Origin of the sequence: Leptolyngbya sp. KIOST-1, assembly GCF_000763385.1 — a bacterium.
In the GTDB taxonomy this organism is placed as follows: domain Bacteria; phylum Cyanobacteriota; class Cyanobacteriia; order Phormidesmidales; family Phormidesmidaceae; genus Nodosilinea.
Genome location: NZ_JQFA01000002.1, coordinates 2,983,303 through 3,005,080 on the forward strand (window position 1 = coordinate 2,983,303; position 21,778 = coordinate 3,005,080).

At 62.3% G+C, this 21,778-nt stretch carries 22 protein-coding genes and 1 pseudogene; 3 read left to right on the plus strand and 20 right to left on the minus strand.

Annotated elements, in window-relative coordinates; translation table 11 throughout:
- Window positions 1–18: 18 nt before the first annotated feature.
- From NF78_RS13190 to NF78_RS13240, 11 genes are all read right to left on the minus strand, one after another.
- A complete protein-coding gene (locus tag NF78_RS13190) occupies window positions 19–1,788 on the minus strand; it encodes an N-acetylmuramoyl-L-alanine amidase (RefSeq protein WP_035987023.1) in 1,770 nt (589 codons plus the stop codon).
- 85 nt (window positions 1,789–1,873) lie between these two features.
- The gene (locus tag NF78_RS13195; protein WP_052050341.1) at window positions 1,874–3,247 is read right to left on the minus strand and encodes an LCP family protein; all 1,374 of its coding nucleotides are present in this window, start codon (window positions 3,245–3,247) and stop codon (window positions 1,874–1,876) included.
- Window positions 3,248–3,467: 220 nt separating this feature from the next.
- Complete coding sequence (locus NF78_RS13200; protein ID WP_156119757.1) at window positions 3,468–4,871, minus strand: LCP family protein; 1,404 nt, start codon at window positions 4,869–4,871, stop codon at window positions 3,468–3,470.
- A 229-nt stretch (window positions 4,872–5,100) separates the two neighbouring features.
- Window positions 5,101–5,460, minus strand: a complete 360-nt coding sequence (locus NF78_RS13205) for a hypothetical protein (protein WP_035987025.1) — start codon at window positions 5,458–5,460, stop codon at window positions 5,101–5,103.
- 139 nt (window positions 5,461–5,599) lie between these two features.
- Complete coding sequence (gene coaBC / locus NF78_RS13210; RefSeq protein ID WP_035989644.1) at window positions 5,600–6,832, minus strand: bifunctional phosphopantothenoylcysteine decarboxylase/phosphopantothenate--cysteine ligase CoaBC; 1,233 nt, start codon at window positions 6,830–6,832, stop codon at window positions 5,600–5,602.
- Between the two features lie 110 nt (window positions 6,833–6,942).
- Window positions 6,943–7,155: a DUF2555 domain-containing protein gene (locus tag NF78_RS13215; protein ID WP_035987027.1), complete on the minus strand. Its 213-nt coding sequence runs from the start codon at window positions 7,153–7,155 to the stop codon at window positions 6,943–6,945.
- Window positions 7,156–7,266: 111 nt separating this feature from the next.
- The gene (locus tag NF78_RS13220) at window positions 7,267–7,953 is read right to left on the minus strand and encodes an alpha/beta hydrolase (protein ID WP_035987031.1); all 687 of its coding nucleotides are present in this window, start codon (window positions 7,951–7,953) and stop codon (window positions 7,267–7,269) included.
- Window positions 7,954–8,023: 70 nt separating this feature from the next.
- Entirely contained in the window at window positions 8,024–8,983 is a 960-nt protein-coding gene (locus NF78_RS13225) for a rhodanese-related sulfurtransferase (protein ID WP_318655466.1), read from the minus strand.
- A 142-nt stretch (window positions 8,984–9,125) separates the two neighbouring features.
- On the minus strand, window positions 9,126–10,046 hold the full coding sequence (locus NF78_RS13230; protein ID WP_035987034.1) for a histone deacetylase: 921 nt from the start codon (window positions 10,044–10,046) through the stop codon (window positions 9,126–9,128).
- Between the two features lie 35 nt (window positions 10,047–10,081).
- On the minus strand, window positions 10,082–10,897 hold the full coding sequence (locus NF78_RS13235; protein WP_035987037.1) for a hypothetical protein: 816 nt from the start codon (window positions 10,895–10,897) through the stop codon (window positions 10,082–10,084).
- A 139-nt stretch (window positions 10,898–11,036) separates the two neighbouring features.
- On the minus strand, window positions 11,037–11,909 hold the full coding sequence (locus tag NF78_RS13240) for a LysM peptidoglycan-binding domain-containing M23 family metallopeptidase (protein WP_035987039.1): 873 nt from the start codon (window positions 11,907–11,909) through the stop codon (window positions 11,037–11,039).
- Between the two features lie 304 nt (window positions 11,910–12,213).
- Between NF78_RS13240 and NF78_RS13245 the strand changes: the two genes are divergently transcribed.
- Window positions 12,214–13,473 carry an HhoA/HhoB/HtrA family serine endopeptidase gene (locus tag NF78_RS13245; RefSeq protein ID WP_035987041.1) on the plus strand — a complete coding sequence of 420 codons (1,260 nt, stop codon included), beginning with the start codon at window positions 12,214–12,216 and terminating at the stop codon, window positions 13,471–13,473.
- 58 nt (window positions 13,474–13,531) lie between these two features.
- Here NF78_RS13245 and larB read toward each other — a convergent pair whose 3' ends face one another.
- On the minus strand, window positions 13,532–14,320 hold the full coding sequence (gene larB / locus NF78_RS13250; RefSeq protein WP_035987043.1) for a nickel pincer cofactor biosynthesis protein LarB: 789 nt from the start codon (window positions 14,318–14,320) through the stop codon (window positions 13,532–13,534).
- 403 nt (window positions 14,321–14,723) lie between these two features.
- Here larB and NF78_RS13255 point away from each other — a divergent pair, with 403 nt between their 5' ends.
- Window positions 14,724–15,137, plus strand: a complete 414-nt coding sequence (locus NF78_RS13255; protein ID WP_225885293.1) for a hypothetical protein — start codon at window positions 14,724–14,726, stop codon at window positions 15,135–15,137.
- Window positions 15,138–15,202: 65 nt separating this feature from the next.
- Complete coding sequence (locus NF78_RS13260) at window positions 15,203–15,973, plus strand: hypothetical protein (RefSeq protein WP_035987045.1); 771 nt, start codon at window positions 15,203–15,205, stop codon at window positions 15,971–15,973.
- 625 nt (window positions 15,974–16,598) lie between these two features.
- Here the strand turns inward: NF78_RS13260 and NF78_RS13265 are convergent.
- The 8 genes and pseudogenes from NF78_RS13265 to NF78_RS13295 form a co-directional block, all read right to left on the minus strand.
- On the minus strand, window positions 16,599–17,540 hold the full coding sequence (locus NF78_RS13265; RefSeq protein WP_035987047.1) for a phosphoribulokinase: 942 nt from the start codon (window positions 17,538–17,540) through the stop codon (window positions 16,599–16,601).
- Between the two features lie 178 nt (window positions 17,541–17,718).
- Window positions 17,719–17,985 carry a hypothetical protein gene (locus NF78_RS13270; protein WP_035987049.1) on the minus strand — a complete coding sequence of 89 codons (267 nt, stop codon included), beginning with the start codon at window positions 17,983–17,985 and terminating at the stop codon, window positions 17,719–17,721.
- A gap of 283 nt (window positions 17,986–18,268) precedes the next feature.
- Window positions 18,269–18,892, minus strand: a complete 624-nt coding sequence (locus NF78_RS13275; protein WP_318655467.1) for an integron integrase — start codon at window positions 18,890–18,892, stop codon at window positions 18,269–18,271.
- A gap of 8 nt (window positions 18,893–18,900) precedes the next feature.
- Window positions 18,901–19,428, minus strand: a pseudogene (locus NF78_RS13280) (IS66 family transposase); the annotation flags it as partial.
- 92 nt (window positions 19,429–19,520) lie between these two features.
- On the minus strand, window positions 19,521–19,808 hold the full coding sequence (locus NF78_RS13285; protein WP_035987051.1) for a DUF4090 family protein: 288 nt from the start codon (window positions 19,806–19,808) through the stop codon (window positions 19,521–19,523).
- A gap of 56 nt (window positions 19,809–19,864) precedes the next feature.
- Window positions 19,865–20,572 carry a GntR family transcriptional regulator gene (locus NF78_RS13290; RefSeq protein WP_035987054.1) on the minus strand — a complete coding sequence of 236 codons (708 nt, stop codon included), beginning with the start codon at window positions 20,570–20,572 and terminating at the stop codon, window positions 19,865–19,867.
- Between the two features lie 116 nt (window positions 20,573–20,688).
- Window positions 20,689–20,904 (minus strand): type II toxin-antitoxin system HicB family antitoxin, encoded by a 216-nt coding sequence (locus NF78_RS29430; RefSeq protein ID WP_072016071.1) that lies wholly within the window; start codon window positions 20,902–20,904, stop codon window positions 20,689–20,691.
- Window positions 20,879–21,466 (minus strand): hypothetical protein, encoded by a 588-nt coding sequence (locus NF78_RS13295; protein ID WP_035987056.1) that lies wholly within the window; start codon window positions 21,464–21,466, stop codon window positions 20,879–20,881. The genes NF78_RS29430 and NF78_RS13295 overlap by 26 nt, the downstream gene beginning before the upstream one ends.
- Between the last annotated feature and the right edge of the window lie 312 nt (window positions 21,467–21,778).

Below are 21,778 nucleotides of genomic sequence, written 5' to 3' on the forward strand. Positions count from 1 at the left end.
GCGTTCGGGCCAATCTCCCTACTCCCCCGCCGCCTGCCGCACCCACAGCTCTACGCCTTCCGCCAGGACTTCCACCAGGCGCGCTTGTTCCTGAGGATTCACAATCCACTCAAACTCGTTGGGGTTGATCATAAAGCCCAGTTCCAGCAGCACGGAGGGGGCAACATGGGGGCGGGTGAGGGCGAGGTTGTTCCAGAAAACGCCGTAGGAGGGGCGATCGAGTTCGACCACCAGGTAATCGTGGAGAAACTGGGCCAGGCTGTGGGCCTGGGTGTGGAACCAGAAGGCTCCGATGCCGGCTGTGTTTTCGGCGTCGCCGCTGTCGGGCAGGGCGTTGTAGTGAATGCTGAGGGCCAGGGTGGGCTGGTCCTGGGCAATCTGGAGGGCGCGATCGTTAACACCGAGGAAGCTGTCGTCGGTGCGGGTCATGATCACGCGCGCGCCCCGGGCTTCTAGGGCGGCTTGCAGCAGCAGCGAGACATCCAGGTTAGGGGTTTTCTCGGGGGTGCCGTCGGGGCCGAGGGCCCCCAGTTCCTCGCCGCCGTGGCCGGGGTCAATCAGAATGGTGGTGCCAGCCAGGGGCTGAGCGGCTTGAACCGGGGGCGGCTGCCGGAGGGAGAGCACCAGGGTGGTGCCCTCGTAGCGCAGCTGGTAACCCCACTGCTGGGGGGTTTTGAGCCGGATGCGGTACTGGGCCTGGTCGGGCAGCACGGGGTGCCAGTCCAGGCGGCCAATCAGAGCGGCGGCGGCGACAAAAATGGTATCGGTTTGGGGGACGGTGTTGTGCAGGGTGAGGGTGAAGGTGTCGGTGTCCTGCTGGACGGTGACGGGGACAGGGACCTGGAGGGGAAAGAGAATTTCGGTCCAGCCGGGCACCTGGCGGGAGGTGACGCCGCGAATCAGCGATCGCGGCAGTCCTGCGCCGGCTACCGCCTCGGTCTCGCTGGCGCGAATCCAGCCGCCGTAGTCGAGCCGCAGCCAGTCTCCCTGGCGGGCGGTGACTCGGGCGCGGGTGCCCTGGGGCAGGGGCGTCAGGCGCGAGTAGTCGGTACTGGGGCCGGTGCGGGCGACCCCAGCGGCGGCGGTGACTTCGACCACCTCGATCGCATTGGGATTGAGAATGCTGACGGTGCCGGAGGCCTCAGCGGTGACCGTTGTGCCGCCCTGGGAGAGGCGGTAGAGGGGCTGCCCCAGGGTGGCCGGGGTTTCAGCCATGAAGCAGCTCTCGTAGCGGCTGGGGCCGGCGGTAGCAATGGGGTTGGCCTGATCGGTGAGCACCGCCGAGTTGGGGGGCAGGGTGGCGCGATTGGCCTGGGGCAGCAGGGTGTAGGTTTGCCCCGCCAGGGTGGCCGTCACCGTGGCCTGGGCTGGGGCCACGGCCCCCAGGCAGACCCAGTCCCCCGGCTGGTAGGCCAGGTCTACCGCTGGCACCAGGGAGCCTTCGGCAAAGCCCGGGGTCTCGGGCAGCACCGAACCGCTGTCCACCCGCGTCACGGTAATCTCTAGGGTTTGATCGCCCTGGGTGAGGGTGAAGGTGTTGGGGCCCAGGTCCAGGGGCCGCGAGGGAGCAAAGTGGCCCGCCTCGCTGCGATTGTCAATCGGTTCGCCGTTGAGCAGCACCGGCTGGTCGGCGGCGGCGGTGCCAATGAAGAAAATCTGCGCGGCGGTGGTCTGGTGGCCGTCGGGGGGATAGACCACCTGGAGGGGCACCTGGGCACGGGCGATCGCAGCCAAACCCACCGTTGCCAACCCCACCAGGGCGGCTGCGCCCCACACCTGATGCACCATAGCTGACTGAATCCTTTGCGATCGCTACCTGGCTAGTCTAGCGCTGGGGGGACCACAGCCCAACCTCAGCCCCTCAGACTTTGGCCTACAGGGCCTCCCCCAGCCCCTGCACCCAATCGTTCCCCAGCTGAATAGTGATGTCAGAACTGAGCGCTCCGGTGCTTTCCACCCGCACATCGCCAATGCCCAAAAAGCGGTGGATGAGTTCAGCGGTGGCCCCATCGCCGCGCTGGGCCACAATCCGACTCATGGGCAGGGGTTCATTCAGCGCCCTATCCACGCGCACGTTGGAGTAGCCGCTGTCCCGCAGGGCCTTGGTCAGGGTCTCCACGGCCACGGGGTTATCGGTGCTGTCCTGGATGGCGATACGGACGCGGCTGGGGTCGCTGGCGGTGGACACCGACTGGCTGCCAAAGCCAAAGTACTGATCCACCAGGCCATCGATCTCGCTGTAGCTGGGCAGCCAGTAGCTAACGGTGTAGTCCTGGGGGCGGCTAAAGTTGCCGGGCAGCATCAGCATCTGCAGGTTGGAGCGGTTGATCTGGGCGCCGTAGCCCACCAGGGCCAGCAGTTCCTCCACCGTCAGGTTGGTGTCCACATTCGACTGAATCACGGAGAGAATTTTGGGCAGCCGGGCAATGGTCGCCGGGTTTAGCGCCTGCTCCGTCAGCGCCCGCATAAACATTTGCTGACGCTGCACCCGGCCAATATCGCCGTGGGTGTCGTAGCGAAAGCGCAGAAACTGAAGCGCCTTGTTGCCGTCGAGGGTCTGCTCCCCCGCCTTGAGGTTGATGTAGAGGTGCTGGCTGTCGTCCTGGTACTTCATATCGAGGGGCACGTTGACGGTCACCCCGCCCAGGGCATCGATCAGCTTTTCCACCCCCTGCACATTGATCCGCACGTAGCGATCGATCGCCACCCCCCCCAGCAGATCGCTCACCGACTCAGCCGCCAGGGCCGGACCACCGTAGACATTGGCCTCGTTGAGCTTGGTCAGCCGGCCCTGTACGTGGGTGCGGGTGTCGCGGGGCAGCGAGAGCACCACCAGCTGCTCGGTCTGGGGGTTGAACCGCAGCAGCAGCATGGAGTCTGAGCGCCCGTCAAAGGAATCGACCAGGGCGTGGTAGCCCAGGTTCCTCAGCTCGGGCGGCACGTTCTGCACGTCGGTAGTGAGTGTTTTAATGCCCAGCACCAGAATGTTCACCGGACGGGTCAACCGCGGCAGCCGCAGACTGCCCGTAGACAGCATCGGGGTGTCCTGACTAAAGACCTGGGCATCTTCGGCACTGAGGGGCTGATGCTGGAGGGGTGAGGCCGACAGCGACACCGCCAGGAAGGCCCCAGCCACCCCCGAGACACTGGCCACCGCCGCCAGGGCCAGCCCGACCCCCAGCAGGCGACCCACGCGCCGTCGTTTGGGTTTGCGCGGCACGTACCCCTGGGGTGATTCAGGCCGCATTCCCTGCGATCGCGGGGAAGAGGATCGGGGGGGACTCTTTCGATGGGGCACCAGACACCTCAGGCATTAACGGTAAACAGCCAGATGTGTCCAGGCGCATCCAACCGTGAAATTTCTGCTGCATGGTAACAGCTATTGCGAGAAGCACACCACAGAATCTGCTTAAATCTTGGCTTTTGGGCGTAGTTCACGACGGTAATCCCCCTGCTGCCGAGCGGTACTAGAGCGACTGTCCCAGCCCCTGGTTCCAGTCCTGGCCGAGCTGAATGGTGATGTCGGAGTTGAGGGCCCCCGTACTTTCGACCCGCACTTCGCCAATGCCCAAAAACCGATGCACCATCTCGGCCGTAGCCCCGTCGCCCCGCTGAGCCACAATCCGGCTAATGGGCAGGGGTTCGTTCAGGCGTTTGTCAACATAGACATTGGAGTAACCGCTCTCCCGCAGGGCCTTGGTGAGGGCCTGAACCGCCACAGGGTCGTTGGTACTGTCTTGAATCGCCACCCGCACCCGGCTGGGATCGCTGCTAGTGGTGACCTTTTGGGTGCCAAAGCCAAAATACTGGTCAACCATGCCGTCAATGTCTTTGTAGCTCGGTAGCCAGTAGCTGGCCGCAAAGTCCTGGGGCCGGCTAAAGTTGCCGGGCAGCATTAGCATTTGCACGCTAGAGCGGTTGATTTGAGCACCGTAGCCCACCAGGGCCAGCAGTTCCTCCACCGTGAGGTTGGTGTCCACGTTCGCCTGAATCACGGAGAGAATCTTGGGCAGCCGGGTGATGGTCACCGGGTTGAGGGTCTGCTCGGCCAGCGCCCGCATGAATATCTGCTGGCGCTGAATGCGGCCAATGTCGCCCTGGGCATCGTAGCGAAATCGCAGAAACTGAAGCGATTGGTCGCCATTGAGCTGCTGCTCACCCGCCTTGAGGTTGATGTAGAGGTGCTGGCTATCGTCCTGATACTTCATGTCCTGGGGCACGTTGACGGTCACTCCACCCAGGGCGTCGATCAGTTTTTCCACCCCCTGCACGTTGATGCGCACGTAGCGATCGATCGCCACGCCCCCCAGCAGATCGCTCACCGACTCCGCCGCCAGGGCTGGCCCACCGTCGCGGTTGGCCTCGTTGAGTTTGGTCAGCCGACCGCGAACGTAGGTACGGGTATCCCTGGGCAACGAGAGCACCACCAGTTGCTCGGTTTGGGGGTTAAACCGCAGCAGCAGCATGGAGTCGGAGAGGCCATCAAAGGAGTTAACCAGGGCGTGGTAGCCCAGCCCCTGCAGTTCAGGCGGCACCTCGTTGACATCGGTCGTTAAGACCTTGACCCCCAGCACCAGAATATTCACCGGACGAGTCAGGCGCGGCAGGCGCAGGGTGCCGCTGGATGAGATCGGGGTTTCCTGGCTAAAGGCACCGGAGTCTTCAGCACTGAGCGGCTGCTGCTGTAGGGGCGCAGCCGACAGCGACACCGCCAGCAGCGCCCCGGCCACCCCAGACAGTCCGGCTACCCCAGCCAGGGCAATACCAATGCCCAAAACCCGAGGGATGCGCCGCCGCTTCTGGGGCGAGACTCTTTGAGGATGACCCTGGGGAACACGAGACTTGAGATGTTGAGGGTTACGTTGAGACACCAGGGACCTCAGGGCAGTAGAAATAAACACTACAGAAACCGCAGGTCCACTCGGCTCGGAACCCACGAAATTTTTAGCTGCATAGTAGCAGCAATTTAGACAACCGACTTACGGAATATATTGCTGGACTAAATTCTTAAGCCCAGGCCTGGCCCAGGCGATCGCCAGCCAGTTCCACTCTGCACCCCTCGGTCCACCGCCGCCAGTCGGAGCAGCGCCAGACCATTCCCTAGGGCAACCGCTTGCTGAGCTGGCTAAAGCCTGGCAAGCTGACCGATTTCCCCTGCAGTAGACGTACCATGAGCACCAGGTTGGTGAGGGTATACCCCGTAGTCACCAGGGTGTTGGTGATAAGCAGCCGCAGCGATAGCCCCGGTGCCAGGTGGCTGCCCGTACCCAACAGAACGTAGGTGATTACCCAGGTTAACGCCAGGGTCACCACCAGTCGACTGACGGCCATTTCCTGACGACTACCCTGTTTCTGCCACAGACTGTAGACCGCTGGCACCACCCCAAAGATAGGAACCAGGTAAATCGTTAGTTTGAGGCGTTCCAGGGTTTCTCCCGAGGCGGGACTGGCTTTTTTCATGGACGTACGCTCTGGGCAAAGAGGCCGGTAGAGATTCGCTGCGGGGTATGCCCAGATTATGCCCCACAGAATCAGCCTCAGTGTACCCACAGCGGGCAAAATGCCAAGTCACACCCCAAAATTCGGTGGGACAACGCCGTTAGAACCCCGCTTGCAGCAGGGCATCCCAGAGCTGATGGGCCAGCGACAGCTTGCTGCAAGGGGGGATGGCCCGTTTGTCACCCGCTCGGGTGAGCAAAACCGCCTGATTGCGATCGCCCCCAAAGCCGCTGCCCTCCACATCCACCGGGTTCGCCACGATCGCATCGAGGCCCTTGCGCTGGAGCTTATCGAGGGCGGGGGGCACGATATCGCCAGTCTGGGCCGCAAAGCCGATCAGCCGCTGGTGGGGCGATCGCTTTTGGGCCAGGTCGGCCACAATATCGGGCACCGGGGCCAGGGGCAGGGCATCGGGCAGATCGGCCTTGGCCAGCTTGGTCGCGGCCTGGGTGGTGGGCCGCACATCGGCCACCGCCGCCGCCATCACCACCCAGTCGGCCAGGGGCAGGTGGGTGAGCATGGCCCGGTGCATCTGCTCGGCGGTGGTCACACCCACGGGTTTAATGCCGCCCAGGCGAGCCCTGAGCGCCTCCTCCAGGGGGCCGTGCACCAGGGTAACCGTAGCACCCCGGTGAATCGCCGCCTGGGCCAGGGCAATGCCCATTCTGCCGCTGGCGGGGTTGCCGATGAAGCGCACCGGGTCCAGGTGTTCACGGGTACTGCCGGTGCTGATCAGCAGGTGCTTGCCCCGCAGGTCGCGCCGCCCCTGGCTGTGCAGCAGCGAGTCAATGTGGGTGAGGATATCCTCGGGCTCGGCCATCCGTCCGGTGCCAATGCGATCGCAGGCCAGCACCCCAGCCCCCGGATCGATAGCGTGGTAGCGCTCATCCTGCAACAGCTGGTGCCAGTTGCGCTGCACCGCCTGCTGCTGCCACATGTCGGTGTTCATGGCCGGGGCCAGCAGCACCGGGACGGTAGAGGCCAGCACCGTGTTGGTCAGCAGGTTGTCCGCCAGGCCATGGGCCAGCTTGGCCAGGGTGTTGGCGCTCAGGGGCGCAATCACCAGCAGGTCGGCCCACTCCCCCAGCTCGATGTGCAGCGGGCGACCCTGGACAGGCTGCCAGAAGGTTTCATCGGTGCAGGCGGGCTGGCGCGACAAGGTCGCCACCGTCAGCGGCGAAATAAACGCCTGCCCCCGCTGCGTCAGCATTGCCCGTACCGCTGTCCCCCCCTTGGCCAGCGATGAGATCACGGAGCAGACTTTGTAGGCCGCAATGCCGCCGCAGATGCCCAGCAGCACCCGCCGAGATTCTACGACAGCAGCCCGTTCCATCATGCCCGATCCGAATGCAGAGACCTCGATTTAACCACAGGCAAGCCAGGGCGAACACCGATCGCCCCTACCAGTTGAGGATAGGTAGTTAGGATGGGGAGCGAGCCCTGCTACGACTCGTCGTAGGGTTCGAGGTCAAGCAGATAGACGTAGGACTCGACCAGCTCTGGCCGCTGAAACGCCAGCGCCCGCAGTAGGTGCCAGTCCTGCAGCCCCTCAAAGGCATTATCGTAGGCGTCCGTTTCTAAGCGAGAGGCGAGTTCAGCCACCGTATCCGGTGTCATGTCTGAAACGGCCTGCTGCGAAACATGTAGGCTCAGCATAGTCTTTTCCCCCTTAGCGACAACGACCCGACTGCTGCGCGTTCACCTTGAGGGGCCAATGTTTTGACCACCGCAGACGACCACCGCAGGCTGGGGCCAGTTCACCTTCCTCTATCCTAAAGGGTTGGTCGGGGTATTCCCCGGCTCCTGCCTCAAATCTTCGCAAAACCCGCCAATTAGCTCTATTACCTGGAGCGGAATTTCATGGCCCATCGGCAGCTCATGCCAGGTAACCGGCTGCCCGCAGGCAGCCAGGGCCTCCTTGGCCTGGTAGGCCCGGGCGATCGGCACCACCGGATCTAAAGAGCCGTGCACCATCACCAGGGGGCGTGGGCTGACCGGGGTTTGGGCGGGGCCGTGCAGGTAGCCGCTGAGAATAATTTGTCCGGCCAGGGGCAGCTGCGCCCCCAGGTCCAGCGCCATTGCGCCCCCCTGGGAAAACCCGGCCAAAATCGTGCGCTCCAGGGGAATCTGGGTGGTTTGCGGCAGGGCCACCAGCCAGCTCTTGAGGCGATCGCGGCTGGATTGCAGGTCGCTCTGGCGGGCAAAGTCGTGGGGGCGGCGAAAGTCGTACCCCGCTGGGAAGCCGTACCACATGCGCCCGCCTGGAGCCTGGGGATGGGGCCAGGGCGCATCGGGAAACACCATGGCCAGGTGGCTGAGCTTGAGGTAGGGCGCTAAGCCCACCAAATCGGCGGCATTGGCTCCCCAGCCGTGGAGCGCCACCAGACACCAGTCGGCGGTGCCGTCTGGAGGTCCATAGGTTAGCGCTTGCAGGAACGAATTGGTGGGGAGCATAGGGGCGGTTGGGGATGCTGGAGGTTGGATTGAGGGATGCTCTGGGCAGCTGGGGGAGCAGTCGGGCGGGCTAGCGATGGCGTTGACGGGCCTCGAGCCGCGATCGCTTCTCGGGAGTCAGCTCAGCATAGCAGTGAGGGCAGGAAATGCCCGCCTCGTACTGGGGAGAGTCCTGCTCAGTCGGGCTAACGGGGTGGCCGCAGCCCAGGCAGAGATCGTGGTCGGTGGGGGTGAGCTGGTGATCCACGGCGACGCGATCGTCAAAGACAAAGCAGTCGCCCTGCCACAGGCTTTCGCTGGCGGGTACGGTTTTGAGGTAGTTGAGGATGCCGCCCTGGAGGTGGTAGACCTGCTCAAAGCCCTGCAATCGCAGGTAGGCGGTGGCCTTTTCGCAGCGAATGCCCCCGGTACAGAACATGGCCACTTTTTTGTGCTGGGCCGGGTCGAGGTGATTGCCCACGTAGTCGGGCAACTCCCGAAATGATTTGGTTTGCGGGTTGACTGCGCCCCGAAAGGTGCCCAGCTCCACCTCGAAGCTGTTGCGGGCATCGATCAGCACCAGGTCGGGATCGACGATCAGCTGGTTCCAGTCCTGGGGGGCGACGTAGGTGCCGACCTCCTGCCGGGCTGGATTGACCTCGGGCCGCCCCAGGGTGACGATCTCTCGCTTCAGCTTCACTTTCATACGCTCGAAGGGGGACTCAGCGGTGGTGGATTCCTGGTGGGGGAAAGGGCCAATTTCGGGGTGGGAGTGCAGCCAGGTCAACAGGGTATCCAGGCGGGGGCGATCGCCCGCCACAGTGGCGTTGATGCCCTCGCTGGCCAGCAGAATGGTGCCGCGCAGACCCCAGTTCCGGCACCGCTTCAACAGCTCAGCCCGCAGCGCCTCGGGGTCACTGAGGGGCACAAATTTGTAGAAGGTGGCAACAACCCAGGTCATAGTGCGATCGCAGGGGGCAAGGTTCCCATTATAGAAGCTGATGTTGGCCCGGCTCAGCCGTCCGTAGGGCGGGGCCAGAGGGTGGGTCATCAATTTCGGCTCAAAGCGTAGCAGCGAATATCTAGACACCCTGCTGGCAAGGCGGGCCGATGTGCGCTTCAATGGCCCAATGACCCGGGCCGATGCCGAGCCCGAGCCCGATATTGCCCTTGTGCGACTCGGTTTTGCCCGCTTACAGACGGTAGGCCGAGTACACCTCGGCGGCGGCCCGGTGCAGCAGCGAGTGGCGAAAGATCAGGTCGTCCATGGATTTGCCATAGCCGCCGCCGATGACGCAGGCTACCGGGTAGCCCGCCGCCATACAGGTGTCGAGCACGTAGCGATCGCGCCTAAAAATCCCCTCATTGGTCAGCGCCAGTTTGCCCAGCAGGTCGTCGCGGTGGGGGTCGGCTCCGGCGTCGTAGAGCACCAGGTCGGGCTGCACCTGGGCGAGTAGATCGGGCACGAACTGGGCCAGGCAGCGCAGGTAATCCTCGTCCTCCAGGCCCAGGGCCAGAGGCACATCCAGGTCGCTGGCCTGCTTGCGGGCGGGGAAGTTCTCCTGGCAGTGCATGGAAAAGGTGAACACGCTAGGGTCGTCGCGAAAGATCCAGGCGGTGCCGTCGCCCTGGTGAACATCCAGGTCAAGAATTAGTACCCGCTGTACCCGGCCCTGGCGTTGCAGCACGCGGATGGCGATCGCCAGGTCGTTGAAAATGCAAAACCCTGACCCGTAGTCGGGAAAGGCGTGGTGGGTGCCCCCGGCGGTGTTGCAGGCCAGGCCCCGCTCCAGGGCCAGCTTGGCGGTGAGAATGGTGCCCCCCACCGCCGTGCAGGTGCGCTTGACCAGGGCGGCACTCCAGGGCAGGCCAATGCGGCGCTGGGCCTTGGCATTGAGGGTGCCCTGGCGATAGGCATTCACATAGTCGGGGTGGTGCACCAACTCCAGCCAGGTTTGGGGCGGTTCGCCGGGCTGGTAAAGCTGGTCGGGGGTAATCACGCCGTCCTGGAGCAGGCGATCGCGCAGCAGTCGAAACTTGGGCATCGGAAAGCGATGCCCGTCGGGCAGCGGAGCCACGTAGTCGGGGTGGTAGATGACGGGAAGCTGACTCAAAAAACCCGGAGGAACGCGGCTGAAATCAATCGGGTTTACATAAAGGAGGACAGCGATCGCCGCTGGCGCACATCCAGTACGTGGGCAACGCTGCCCTCCGGCCAATCCAGCGACAGGTCAGCCTCTTCGGAAACCACCGTGGGCCGATAGACGGGGATTGAATCGGTAGCGGGGCGATGGTTTGGTGGCCCTGGAGGCCGGGGCCTGGACCCAGCGGGTTGGGACAGGGCGGCTTGTACCGGTCGCGGCGGCCCGCTCCTGGCCGGGGAACGCGGCGGCCTGCCAGGGGCCAGAGCATCGGGGGGAGTCTCATGCACCGGGGGCTCAACGCTCTTGGCCCCCAGTACCACCACGCCATCGCGCTGGGGAGAATAGGGGGCCAGCCGCCTGGGCTGGGGCGGCGACGGAGGCTTGGCTTTGACCACGGGTCGGGGCCGAGGTTTTTTGCGCTTGGCCGGACGGGCGGAGGCTCGAATTTGCTGGGTGAGGACAAAACAACCAAAGCCGCACAGCCCCACCAGGCTGAACAACGCCCACAGGGCCACGGTGCCAGAGCCGGAGGTGGCGCCGCGATCTGGCTCAGCGGCGGGAAGATCCTGAGGCAGGGTTTCAACCACAGTCAGCGGCCTTTCTGTGTAAGCAGCATTGTCCACAGGCTCATTGAACATCAGGCCGTGGTAGGCGATCGCAGAGACACAGACCAGGGCCAGCCACAGCCCTCCCAGCAGAAACAGGGGCCGATAGGCGAGCAGCCGGGCCCAAAACAGGCCCGACGTCAGGGCTGGGTCCTGTGCCTCAGAAAACAGTTCTGGGGGAGCCTGCAAAGGCTGCTGAGAAAAACGCTGTGCCATACACTCACCTGAGGCCACTGGTTCACCACCTCACCGCCAACCAAGCCCCTCTAGGGCTCATTGTAGGCGGTCTTGCCCGTGTGTGCCAGGGTGTGACCCACTGGGCAGTGGCATCATACTGCCCAGAGCGGGTTCCCCCCTAACGCAGCACCATAGCCGGCACAAAATCTTGAGGATTTTGGGCGACCCAACCCATGGCGGAGTTGAGCCGGACTTCAAAAAATAAAAACGATTCGCCGCCGGCCGCCGCCGCTGCAATTGGCCCCAGGCGATCGCCCTGGCCGACGGTCTGCCCGGTCCTGACCTCCAGCGCCCCCAGGTTGGCGTAGCGGGTTTGCAGGCCCTGGGGATGGTTGATGACAATCAGGTTGCCGTAGACCGAGTCGCGCCCGGCGAAGGCCACGGTGCCAGGCCCCACCGCCAGCACCGGCGTACTGGCGGGGCTGGCCAGGGCCACCCCAGTGTTGAACACCAGCTTGCCCTGGGCGGGGTCGGGCTGCCAGCCGTAGTTGACAATCACCTGCGATCGCTGGGGCAACGGATAGCCCTGGAGCGGGCTTTGGCTGGGGGCAGGCGCTGCGGCGGCTGTGGTGCGCACCCCCGGAAACCAGTTCACCCCCGGCACATAGATAGCTGCGGGCACGGTGCCCACGCAGCCGTTGACCTCAAACAGCACATCGGCCCGACTGTTGTAGGCCTGGGCCACCTGTTCCCAGGTTTGGCCGGGGGCCACATTGACGCGAATGCCGTTGAAGGGTGGGATCAGCAGCTCTTGACCGGGGCGCACGGTGCCTCCCTGAACCGCAGGGTTGAGGCCCATCACGGTGGCGGGCAACAGCCCGTAGCGCTGGGCAATGGTCTCCAGGGTTTCGCCAGCGGCCACCCGATGGCGAGTCAGGCGCGACAGCACTGGCTGAGGACAGATACCTGGGCTGGTTTGCGCGATCGCCCCAGACGCGATCGCCAGCGGGGCCAACCCGGCCAGCAGCAGCCCGGCAACGAGCCGCCCCATTTCCCTGGTCACTCGTAAGTGCCGTTTCCGCTGCGACCCATTCCTCTGCACGTACAACACCATAATTTCTATGTAGGTTTAGCCCAGGCTCAACCCGCTCCATGGGCAGGCCAATATCTTGGCCATATCGCTCACCAGGGCACAGCCTCTATAATAGGCAAGACGGGCTAGATTGCTCAGGGGTGAGTGCCGATTGGCAGTGGAGCAGCCCTGCTGTAGACCTGCCTGGCGCTGGTGTGACCAGCTCCAGGGCGGCAGCCCGTCAGACACAGTCGCTCAGGCACAATAGCAGAGGTCGTCAGCAATGGACTCGTTGCCAAAGCAGTTTGCTCCGCCGGTTGCGTGGGTAGCCGCCGCCCTGGTTATCGGTGGCGGGGTTGGCTGGGCGAGCCATGCCTATGTCTCTCGGACCAATTCAGACGTGACCGCCGAGGAGTCAGAAGACCCCCCTGCCGCCGTTGCCACCTCCCTGACCAGGGTGCTAGAGCCAGCCCTGGTGCCTCCGGCTGCAGGCCAGTCGGGCGATACTAACCCAAACTTTATTGCCCTGGCGGTGGAGCAGGTAGGCCCAGCCGTAGTCCGGATCGATGCCGAGCGCTCCGCTCGCGGCGTCACCCCCGATGCCTTCAACAACCCCTTTTTCCGTCGTTTCTTTGAGGAAGAGGGCAACCTCCCCCCCTCCAACCTGCCCGATCGCCTGGAGCAGGGCACCGGGTCGGGGTTCATTCTCTCCAACGACGGTCAGATCCTCACCAATGCCCACGTGGTTGAAGGCGCTAAAACGGTGCAGGTAACCCTGCGGGACGGACGCGACTTCGAAGGCACTGTAGTCGGGGTAGACTCCGTCACCGATGTAGCCGTGATCAAAATTGAAGCGGCCGACCTGCCCTCAGTGCGGCTGGGCAGCACTCAGGACCTGGCCCCCGGTCAGTGGGCGATCGCCATCGGCAACCCCCTGGGGCTCGACAACACCGTCACCGCTGGCATCATCAGTGCCCTGGGGCGGAGCAGCAACCAGGTGGGCATCCCCGACAAACGGGTGCAGTTCATCCAGACCGATGCCGCCATCAACCCCGGCAACTCCGGCGGGCCTCTGCTCAACGATCGCGGCGAGGTGATCGGCATGAACACCGCCATTCGCGCCAATGCCCAGGGGTTGGGCTTTGCCATCCCGATTGAAACCGCCAAGCGGATTGCCGATCAGCTGTTTGCCACGGGCGAAGTGCAGCATCCCTTCCTGGGCATTCAGATGGTGGAGTTGTCGGCGGAAATGGTGGAGCGCATCAACGCCGAGCAGAAGCTCAACCTCAGACTCCAGGATGACGACGAGCCCGGCGTGCTGATCGTGGGTGTGTTGCCCAACAGTCCGGCCCAGGCCGCTGGCCTCGAAGTGGGCGATGTGATCCGCGCAATTGAAGGTGCCCCTGTGGATAGCCCGCCCGATGTGCAGGCCAGGGTAGAGGCCAGCGCCATCGGCGATACCCTCAATCTTGAAATTCACCGCAACGGGCGCGATCAAACCGTTGCGGTTAAACCAGCCGCCCTCCCCAACAACCTGCGGTAGGGCAGGCAGTCCCTCTTCCCAAATTTCTGGCTGCGTCGGGGGTGGGGAACTTCCCCACCTACTCCCGAGTACCCTGGGCACCCAGGCGCGCTCCGGTACGCAAAATTTGCCCAGCCAGCACCGCCGCCCCAAAGCCATTGTCGATGTTGACCACGCCGATGCCCGCCGCGCAGGAGTTAAGCATGGTGAGCAGGGCTGAGAGGCCGTTGAAGCTGGCCCCGTAGCCGACGCTGGTGGGCACCGCCACAATTGGGCAGTCGGCCAGCCCGGCCACCACGCTGGGCAGGGCTCCCTCCATACCGGCCACCACAATCAGCACATCTAAATCTCGAATTAGCTGACGGTGGTGCAGGAGTCGGTGTAGCCCGGCCACCCCCACATCCCACAGGCGCTTGACGGCAAAGCCGCTCAGCTCAGCGGTGACGGCGGCTTCTTCGGCCACGGGCAAGTCGGCGGTACCTGCGGTCAGCACACCGATGGTGCCAGGGCGGTGGGCAGTCCAGTTCAGGGGCACCAGGGCACAGATGCGGGCCATCTCGTAGTACAGGACAGCCGGAATTTGCCGCTGGATCTGGGCATAGACCTCTGGTTCGATGCGGGTGGCCATCACCACCGGGTTGTGCTGGTGGAGGCTACGCATGATCTGCACGATCTGGGGCACGGTTTTGCCCGGCCCCCAGATCACTTCCGGAAAGCCGGTCCGCAGGGTGCGGTGATGATCGACCTTGGCGAAGTCGTCAACCGGCTCGAAGTCGAGGTATTTGAGCTGATTAAAGGCGGCATCGGGGCTCAGCTGCCCCTGGGAAACAGCATTGAGCAAAGCGCGCAGGGCGTCGGGCTGGGTCACAGATTGGGGAGTTGAAAAATGTCACAGGCTTGACATATCCAGGCTACCTCAGTGACATACGCCGCTCGTACATTAATTATTAATCGTTCACTCCTCAACACCCCAAAGCGCCGAAGGCAAGCCTTCGGCGCTTTTTTGTCTGTGTTTTTTGTCTGGGTAGCCCAGGGGACCTGCGCTGAATCGCAACCTCTGCCCCTCGGGGAAAAGCCCAGACCCGCGCGTTTGGGCGCTCAACACCGGTGTCAGCGGTCGGGCCAGGGCCACAGAACTCGGCAAGGCATCCGGAATCCGGGGAAACGACCTGTATTAAGTAGACAGGCTATGACCCCAATGCCCGCTGCTACTCAGCCGGTGGCCCTGGGCTGGGTAGGTGGCCCCTGTTGTAACCTTAAGCGTAATTTTTATGAAACGGCATCTATTCGCCAATTGCAAACCGTTCGGGAACCGGCCCGCAGCCCGGCTCCGTTCCGGCCTGCTGCTGGCCAGCTTGGGCCTGATCGGGTTCACGCTGCCTGCGATCGCCCGGCCGGAGATCGCCAGCGGCGACCAACTGCTCAGTACCGATGTAGACGGCTGCCTGGCCCGGGCCGATCGCCTGATTCAGACCCTGGGCGTGGAGTCGGACCGGGGGGGGATCGATCGCACCGGCTACTTTGAGGACGGCAGCTTTCGGATCCTGTGCTACGGGGCTGGGGAAACCAATAGCCTGGCGATTGTCTTCGCCACCCACGAACAGTCGGCCGAGGTAGCCTCTGGCTTCATTCAGATGATGCTGACCGAGTTGTCGCGGGGCGAGTCGGTGTCTCGGCAGCAGTAGGTGAGGCGGAGTCGGTGGTGGGCATTCTAGCGTTGTCTCCCTCAGCCCACACCGGAGAAAACCCTATGCGAATCATAGAACAGACCCCCGAGCGGTTTGATATGCGCTTGGGTGAGCACTGGGGAGGCCTGGGCATGGCGGCGGTCATTACGCTGTTTTTGCTGCTGATGGGCCTCTTCGCTGTCACAGAGGAGCGCGATCGCCTGGTTTGCAAGGCCACCGCCGAGCGAGTCAGCTGCACCCTCCAAACGGCTAGCTTAAACGCCCCGCCCAGGGATACCGCCTTTATTCCCCACCTCACCGGGGCCGAGCTGCGCAGCCGCACCTACAGCGACGGCGAAACCAGCTACCGGGTGGAGCTGGTGGCGGCCTCCGGTGAGCGCCACAACTTCGGGGCTCCTGGCGATCGCGATCGCGCTGACAGCCATATCCAAGCCATCAACCGCTACCTCACCACCAGCAATGTCTCCTTTGAGGTCAGAGATACGGCGGGGTTTAAGGGCTGGATTGGACCTGCGATCGGTGCGGCGGTATTGCTGTTTAGTCTAGGTGTTTGCCTGAGCTATATGACCCTCAGCCGCTGCACCGTCGATCGACGCAGCAAAAAGCTCACTGTTTACCACCGCAACTGGCTGGGCCAGCGTCGTCAGACCAGCTACTCCTTTAGCCAAATCAAGCAGGTTAAGGTAGTGAAATCTGAAGACACCGAGGGGAGGCTGGTGGACACCACTCGAGCTAAATTGCACAACGGGCGCAGCATAAGGCTGTTATATGGGGAGCCGCTCAAAAAACAGCAGGCCGTGGTCACGGCCATCAACCAAGTGCTGGGCCGGTAGCCCCCCAATTCTTCGCCATCTTGCTCAGCCAGGGAGAAGAGCATCTTCAACTCAGCCGAACTGCCGCACATTAGACCATTCCCCAGCGGGGTTAGCCACAGGGCGTTGCTGAATCAAGGCATGAATTTTTAGCGGCAAAAGTCCTTTCACTGCACCCTAGATCCATTCAGCCAGCCCAGAGGCGGGGGGCAATGCCACCTACGCCCTACCAGAACTGCTAGCCCCCGCTGGCAACTGGGAGTGCGCTCGGGCGGCCGTGGAAAATGGGGCCGATGCGATTTATTTTGGCCTATGGGGAGCCGCTCAAAAAACAGCAGGCCGTGGTCACGGCCATCAACCAAGTGCTGGGCCGGTAGCCCCCCAATTCTTCGCCATCTTGCTCAGCCAGGGAGAAGAGCATCTTCAACTCAGCCGAACTGCCGCACATTAGACCATTCCCCAGCGGGGTTAGCCACAGGGCGTTGCTGAATCAAGGCATGAATTTTTAGCGGCAAAAGTCCTTTCACTGCCCCCTAAATCCCCCAATACTGGGGGACTTTGAGACGGTTCGGTTCCCCCCAGCATTGGGGGGCTAGGGGGGCAGATCATCCCGGCAATCAGCAACGCCAGCCACAGTACCGAAGCGCTATTCGTAGATGTTGGCAGCCTTCAGCATGTGGTAGGTAATCAGCAGCTGGGTCAGGGCCAGGGGGTAGCTTTGCAGGGTTTCGCCCGTGGTGCCCACCACCTTGCCAATGTCGGTGTTGCCCTCGATGCTGCAAAACTGACCCAGGTAAGGGATTTCGCCGCACAGGGTGCGCTCCAGCTCCTGCACAGGCTTTTCGGTGGCGTGGCCGTCAATTTCGAGCACGTCCACGGGCTTGCCCATGTCGCGATCGAGGCCCATCCGCACCGCATCGCTGAGGGAGCCGCCGTGTTTATCTTCTAGCAGGTGGGTAAAGTCGGGGTGGGGAATAGTGGGTCGCATCACCAGCCGCACGTTGAGCAGCAGCTCGTCCTCGCTTTTTTCGTCGGCGGGAGGGTAAAAGCTCACCACCACATCGGCCCACTGGCGCTGGGGTCGGATGAAGGCTTCGGAGTCGTATTCTCGCGCCTCGATCTGTTTGATCACTTCTTCCGGGGTGTAACCGCGCTTGCGGGTGTCGCGCTTGATCTTCCAGTTGGCCCGCAGGTCCTCGGGGGGGGCCAGGTAGACTTTGACATCATAGGCGTCGCGGCAGGCGCGGGTGGAGTAGCCCAGCAGCCCTTCGACGATGACAAACCGCTTGGGCTGGATGTACTCGGGGGCGTCGAACTCGCCAGTGCTGTGGTTGTAGATAGGCTTGAGGATGGGCTGCCCGGTACGCAGCAGGCTGAGGTGCTGCTGGATGATGTCGATGTAGTTGCAGTCGGGGTGGAGGGCGGAGATGCCCATCTCTTTGCGCTGCTTGCGATCGTAGCGGTGGTAGTCGTCCGTGCAGATGGTGGTGACCTGGTCTTCGCCCAGGATCTGCGCGATGCCCCGGGTCAGGGTGGTTTTGCCTGCGGCGCTATCGCCCACAATGCCGAGGATTACCGGACGACTCATACTTCCTCCAGAGTTTGCAACCAACAGTTAATCCCTCCATTGTAGGAAGCCGGGGGATCATCACCAAACTATTTAACAGACTGAATACAGTAAACCTGAGCTTTCGCCAGGTCCAACCACCTTACACAGGCCTAGTTTCCTGCCGGAGGCTGCTGGGAGCAACCTCCGGCGAGGGGGTCTATTCCAGCAGCACGGTTCTGATCAGAATCGCCATCCACTGGTCAGGTTTGGCGGCGGGGTTGCCCTGGGGGGCAGGGATGGGGTCGCTCCAGTCGTTGGGGTCGGCATAGCCGAAGCTGTGGAGGATTTTGATGGTGCGGTCAATGGCGGCGCGGCTGCCGTAGAGCAGATGGCGCAGCTTTTCGGGCTGGGGGTGGGCCTGGGAAGGCTGGGCAGGCGGCTGGTTCGGCGCTCCAGCGGCGTCGGGTTCGAGGTATTCAAACATCGGTTCTGTCTCCGGTTGTGGTGTAGGAAGACAGAACGCGAAAACCCTAGCCACCCACGCTTGAAGTACAAACTGGGGGGGCTAGGGTACGATCTACCGTAGCCTCGCAATCTGCGTCGAGATTTGCGGGGTTAGCTGTCGGTTGGTGCTGCGAACACCTTCCGGCAGCGCTAAAGTTTTCGAGTTCTGCATGGTCGCCGCTCGGCCTGAACGGCTTAACGTAAGAGCATAGTGGTACAAAAGCTCCCCGTCAACCGTGGAGCCAGAGAGAACGGCGAGTGGTCTAGCCATCCAGCGGACTCCGCACCCCTCGACCTCCTCGGTTCAGCACATGGGTGTAGATCATGGTGGTCTTCACATCCTTGTGACCCAAAAGCTCCTGTACCGTGCGAATGTCATAGCCGTTTTGCAATAGATGCGTGGCAAAGCTGTGGCGAAACGTGTGACATCCAACCCGCTTCTGAATTCCTGCACAATGCACCGCCTGCTTGACTGCTTTCTGCAAACCACTCTCGTGCAGGTGGTAACGGACAACCGCCCCGCTACGGGGATCCCGACAACGACTAGAAGCGGGGAATACAAACTGCCAAATCCACTGACGATTGGCATTGGCATATTTGCGCGCCAGAGCAAAGGGCAAAGTCGTTGCCCCATACCCCTGCTCCAAGTCTTGGCAGTGCAGACGCCGTACCCCTTGAAGATGCTCCTGCAAGGGGCTAGCCAGACTGTCTGGCAACATTGTCACTCTGCTTTCTTGACCTTTTGCGTTCCGCACCACAATTTGATGCTGGGCAAAGTCCAAATCTTTAACCCGTAGCTGCATGGCCTCTCGCAACCTGAGCCCGCTGCCATATAGAGTTTGGACAATTAACCGATGCACCCCTGTCATATGGTAAGCGTCCCTCATCGAACTTTCTAAGCTAGAGAGAGAGGCTGACCATGAGCCTCCAGAGAGTCCTCCTGCTCGGGCTCAAATTGAGGAAGTAAAGATGGCGCGGGCCGGTTCAACCGAGCGGCGGCACAGGTTTGACTGAGGAAGGCCAAGACATTGCGATGCTGAGCCTTCAAGGAGGTGACCACCGTCAGCATGCGCGAGACAAACTGACTTCCTCCATGAGACTGGGAGCCAAAACTGGTGCGCCGCCAGATCACCGCTGGACGCAACGCCCGCTCAGCAGCATTGTTGGTCGGCTCCACCCCTGGGGTCTGCACAAACGTCCAAAGGGCGGGTTCTACCTGTAAGAGTTGCTGGCAGGTGCGGATGGTTTTAGCTAGCGGCGTCTTTTCGGCGATGGCGATAGGCAGGGCTGTCGCCGCAACGAGTTCAGCCTTAAAGCCAGCCCGCAAGGGTTTGACGAACTCGATAAAGTCGGAGCGTACCAAGGTGCCATCACGCACCCGGTGCCACCAGCGAAATAATCGCCGCTGCCGCCTCAGCAGCGCCCCAATCAGGGTTGTTGCTGTTGGGTGAAAGGCAGGGTTCACCCAACCTCCGAGAGCCCAAATTTTTGGGCTTGACGCTGCCCTAGATAAAACTACTTGCCGCCGTAGAAATAGGCGATCTCTTTGTCTTTGAGAGGGGCAAAGTCGGCGGCAGCCAGCATGGCGTTCAGCTCATCCTGGGAAAAATGCTTGGCCCCAATTCGCACAATCCGCGATCGCATGGAGTTGGAGACACCGCTGCGCTGCCGCCCGGCTTCTTTCGCCATTACCTGGTGGTAGAGGTCGAGCTTGGCAGGGGGAATGGGGGTGCCGTCGAGATCGATGCCGGCTGCGATCGCGGCATCAACGGCATCGGCCCCGGTGGTGGGAGTCTGAGACATGGCGGTTTCTGCTAGGTGAATCGTCTCAAGATCCTACCAGACCGCGATCCCCGTCGTCAGGACGGAACCGCCGCAACCGGCTGATGGCCCTCAATTTCTTTGACCACGCGGGTTTTGCTGGCCCGCAGGTGCTGGGTGATGGCGCTGACGGCCACCTCCGAGTTGCGGCTGAGGATGGCCTCGTAGATCTGGCGGTGCTCCAGGCGAATATCGAGCACGTTGGGGTTTTGCTGGAGGGTCTGGATCCGCAGCAGGGCCATGGCGTCAAACAGTGAATCGAGCAGCGACACCAGCCGCCGATTGCCCGAGCTTTCGGCAATCAGGTGGTGAAACTGGTAGTCCACGTTGAGCAGCCCTTCGGGGGAGAGGCTGCCGTGGCTGTTGGCGGTGGCCCCCTCGGCCTGGGCCACGCAGAGGGCAATTGCCTCCAGCTGCTCCGCTGTGGCGTGGGTACAGGCCCCGGCCACCGCCAGGGCCTCCAGGGCCAGCCGACAGTCGTAGAGTTCTTCGGCATCGGCGGCAGTAATGGTGGTCCCCCGCAGCCCGCCGCTGACATCGGCGGTAACCAGCCCGTCCTGCTGGAGCTGGCGCAGCGCCTCGCGCAGGGGGGTGCGGCTCACCTGCAGCCACTCGGCCAACTGGGTTTCAACCAGGCGATCGCCTGGGGAGAGGTCGCCGGTCAAAATCGCCGAACGCAGCGCGTGGTACACCTGCTCGTAGAGCGACTTGCTGCGGTTGATGATCGGTGAAGAGGATAGAATCACAGGGGGTTTAACCTCTGGCGCAGGTGGAACACTGGCCGATGCCAGTGTACTGAATTTCTATAGACACCCAACCCTTCTTGCGCTATCCCCAGGGCATGGTGCCTGGGGCTAAGGCGCTATGCGGCGACTTCAATGTAGGCGGAGGTGGTAGAAGGTTGCGGAACGTCTAAGCCTTCTAGCTTGAGGCTTTCGAGATGAAACTCGATCGCTTCACGCATGTTGCTTTCTACCTCAGCCCGAGTCGTCCCAGTCGAAATACAGCCCGGTAAATCGGGGGAATAGGCCGAAAAGCCTGTCTCAGTTGGTTCAATGACGATCAAATATTGAGTCACGACTTAATTCCCGGTTGTTGCAAATCAGATCAAACACCTGGGCCATGGATATGCGGCCCGAGGTGTAGGGGTTGCTGTAGTAGGCGTCAAACTGCTGCTCGATGTAGTCCCAGTCGTGGCGGTAAAGGCCGATGCGGACCTCGCGCAGAAACTCGTCCTCGGTTTGAAAATAGCGCAGGCTCTGGTTCCAGCCGTGGGTGCGAATCGGTAGCCTGGTCTGCACCGCCCTGACCATGGGCTCAAAGCGACCCTGGTGAATGGCGTCGCGGGTAGCAATTTCGACCAGCAGCGGGTGGCACTGAGGGCCGTAGGTGGTGTGGGTAACCAGCAGGCGTTTGCCGTTCAGGCGAGTTATGAGCGGGTTGAGCAGATGCGGCCCCGCAAGGCTGGGCTTTTCGGCGCTCTCAAAATAGAGGTTGAGGCAGTCGAGCAGCTTTGCCTTGCCGATCGGGGCATAAATGATGGAATACAGCTGCACCAACTCGCGCTCGCGGTCGGCAAGCTTTTGGTAGGACTGCACCAGATTGGCGCGGAGGGCGGCGGCGGTTGGGGAAGATGGCATGGTTCGGCGATCGCAGCAAACTGATCGTTAAACCCAGTGTATTAGCGATCGCTGGTCCAGTCTGCGTCCCGTGACCAAATGCCGGGTTGAGTTAGTGGCAACAGCGCCTTCTTATTGAAAATTTGTTGCATTAATCTCCGAGCTTGGGTATCTTAGTAAAAACGAGAGTCAATAGCAATGACAGACTTGTCGCGGTGAAGTCGAGCTAAGAAAATTACCAAAGCGTGCTGAAACCTTGGCTGGCAGGGGCTTTTGGCCTTTCGCTCTCCTACTCTCTCGGCACCTGCAAGCGCCTAGTCTAGAGTTAATTTC

Bases quoted from the DNA above. Each gene is read 5' to 3' on its own strand.
- NF78_RS13190 (WP_035987023.1), bottom strand. From the start codon at position 1,788: ATGGTGCATCAGGTGTGGGGCGCAGCCGCCCTGGTGGGGTTGGCAACG.
- NF78_RS13195 (WP_052050341.1), bottom strand. From the start codon at position 3,247: ATGCGGCCTGAATCACCCCAGGGGTACGTGCCGCGCAAACCCAAACGA.
- NF78_RS13205 (WP_035987025.1), bottom strand. From the start codon at position 5,460: ATGAAAAAAGCCAGTCCCGCCTCGGGAGAAACCCTGGAACGCCTCAAA.
- coaBC (WP_035989644.1), bottom strand. From the start codon at position 6,832: ATGGAACGGGCTGCTGTCGTAGAATCTCGGCGGGTGCTGCTGGGCATC.
- NF78_RS13215 (WP_035987027.1), bottom strand. From the start codon at position 7,155: ATGCTGAGCCTACATGTTTCGCAGCAGGCCGTTTCAGACATGACACCG.
- NF78_RS13220 (WP_035987031.1), bottom strand. From the start codon at position 7,953: ATGCTCCCCACCAATTCGTTCCTGCAAGCGCTAACCTATGGACCTCCA.
- NF78_RS13225 (WP_318655466.1), bottom strand. From the start codon at position 8,983: ATGACCCACCCTCTGGCCCCGCCCTACGGACGGCTGAGCCGGGCCAAC.
- NF78_RS13235 (WP_035987037.1), bottom strand. From the start codon at position 10,897: ATGGCACAGCGTTTTTCTCAGCAGCCTTTGCAGGCTCCCCCAGAACTG.
- NF78_RS13240 (WP_035987039.1), bottom strand. From the start codon at position 11,909: ATGGGGCGGCTCGTTGCCGGGCTGCTGCTGGCCGGGTTGGCCCCGCTG.
- NF78_RS13245 (WP_035987041.1), top strand. From the start codon at position 12,214: ATGGACTCGTTGCCAAAGCAGTTTGCTCCGCCGGTTGCGTGGGTAGCC.
- NF78_RS13255 (WP_225885293.1), top strand. From the start codon at position 14,724: ATGAAACGGCATCTATTCGCCAATTGCAAACCGTTCGGGAACCGGCCC.
- NF78_RS13260 (WP_035987045.1), top strand. From the start codon at position 15,203: ATGCGAATCATAGAACAGACCCCCGAGCGGTTTGATATGCGCTTGGGT.
- NF78_RS13265 (WP_035987047.1), bottom strand. From the start codon at position 17,540: ATGAGTCGTCCGGTAATCCTCGGCATTGTGGGCGATAGCGCCGCAGGC.
- NF78_RS13270 (WP_035987049.1), bottom strand. From the start codon at position 17,985: ATGTTTGAATACCTCGAACCCGACGCCGCTGGAGCGCCGAACCAGCCG.
- NF78_RS13275 (WP_318655467.1), bottom strand. From the start codon at position 18,892: ATGAGGGACGCTTACCATATGACAGGGGTGCATCGGTTAATTGTCCAA.
- NF78_RS13285 (WP_035987051.1), bottom strand. From the start codon at position 19,808: ATGTCTCAGACTCCCACCACCGGGGCCGATGCCGTTGATGCCGCGATC.
- NF78_RS13295 (WP_035987056.1), bottom strand. From the start codon at position 21,466: ATGCCATCTTCCCCAACCGCCGCCGCCCTCCGCGCCAATCTGGTGCAG.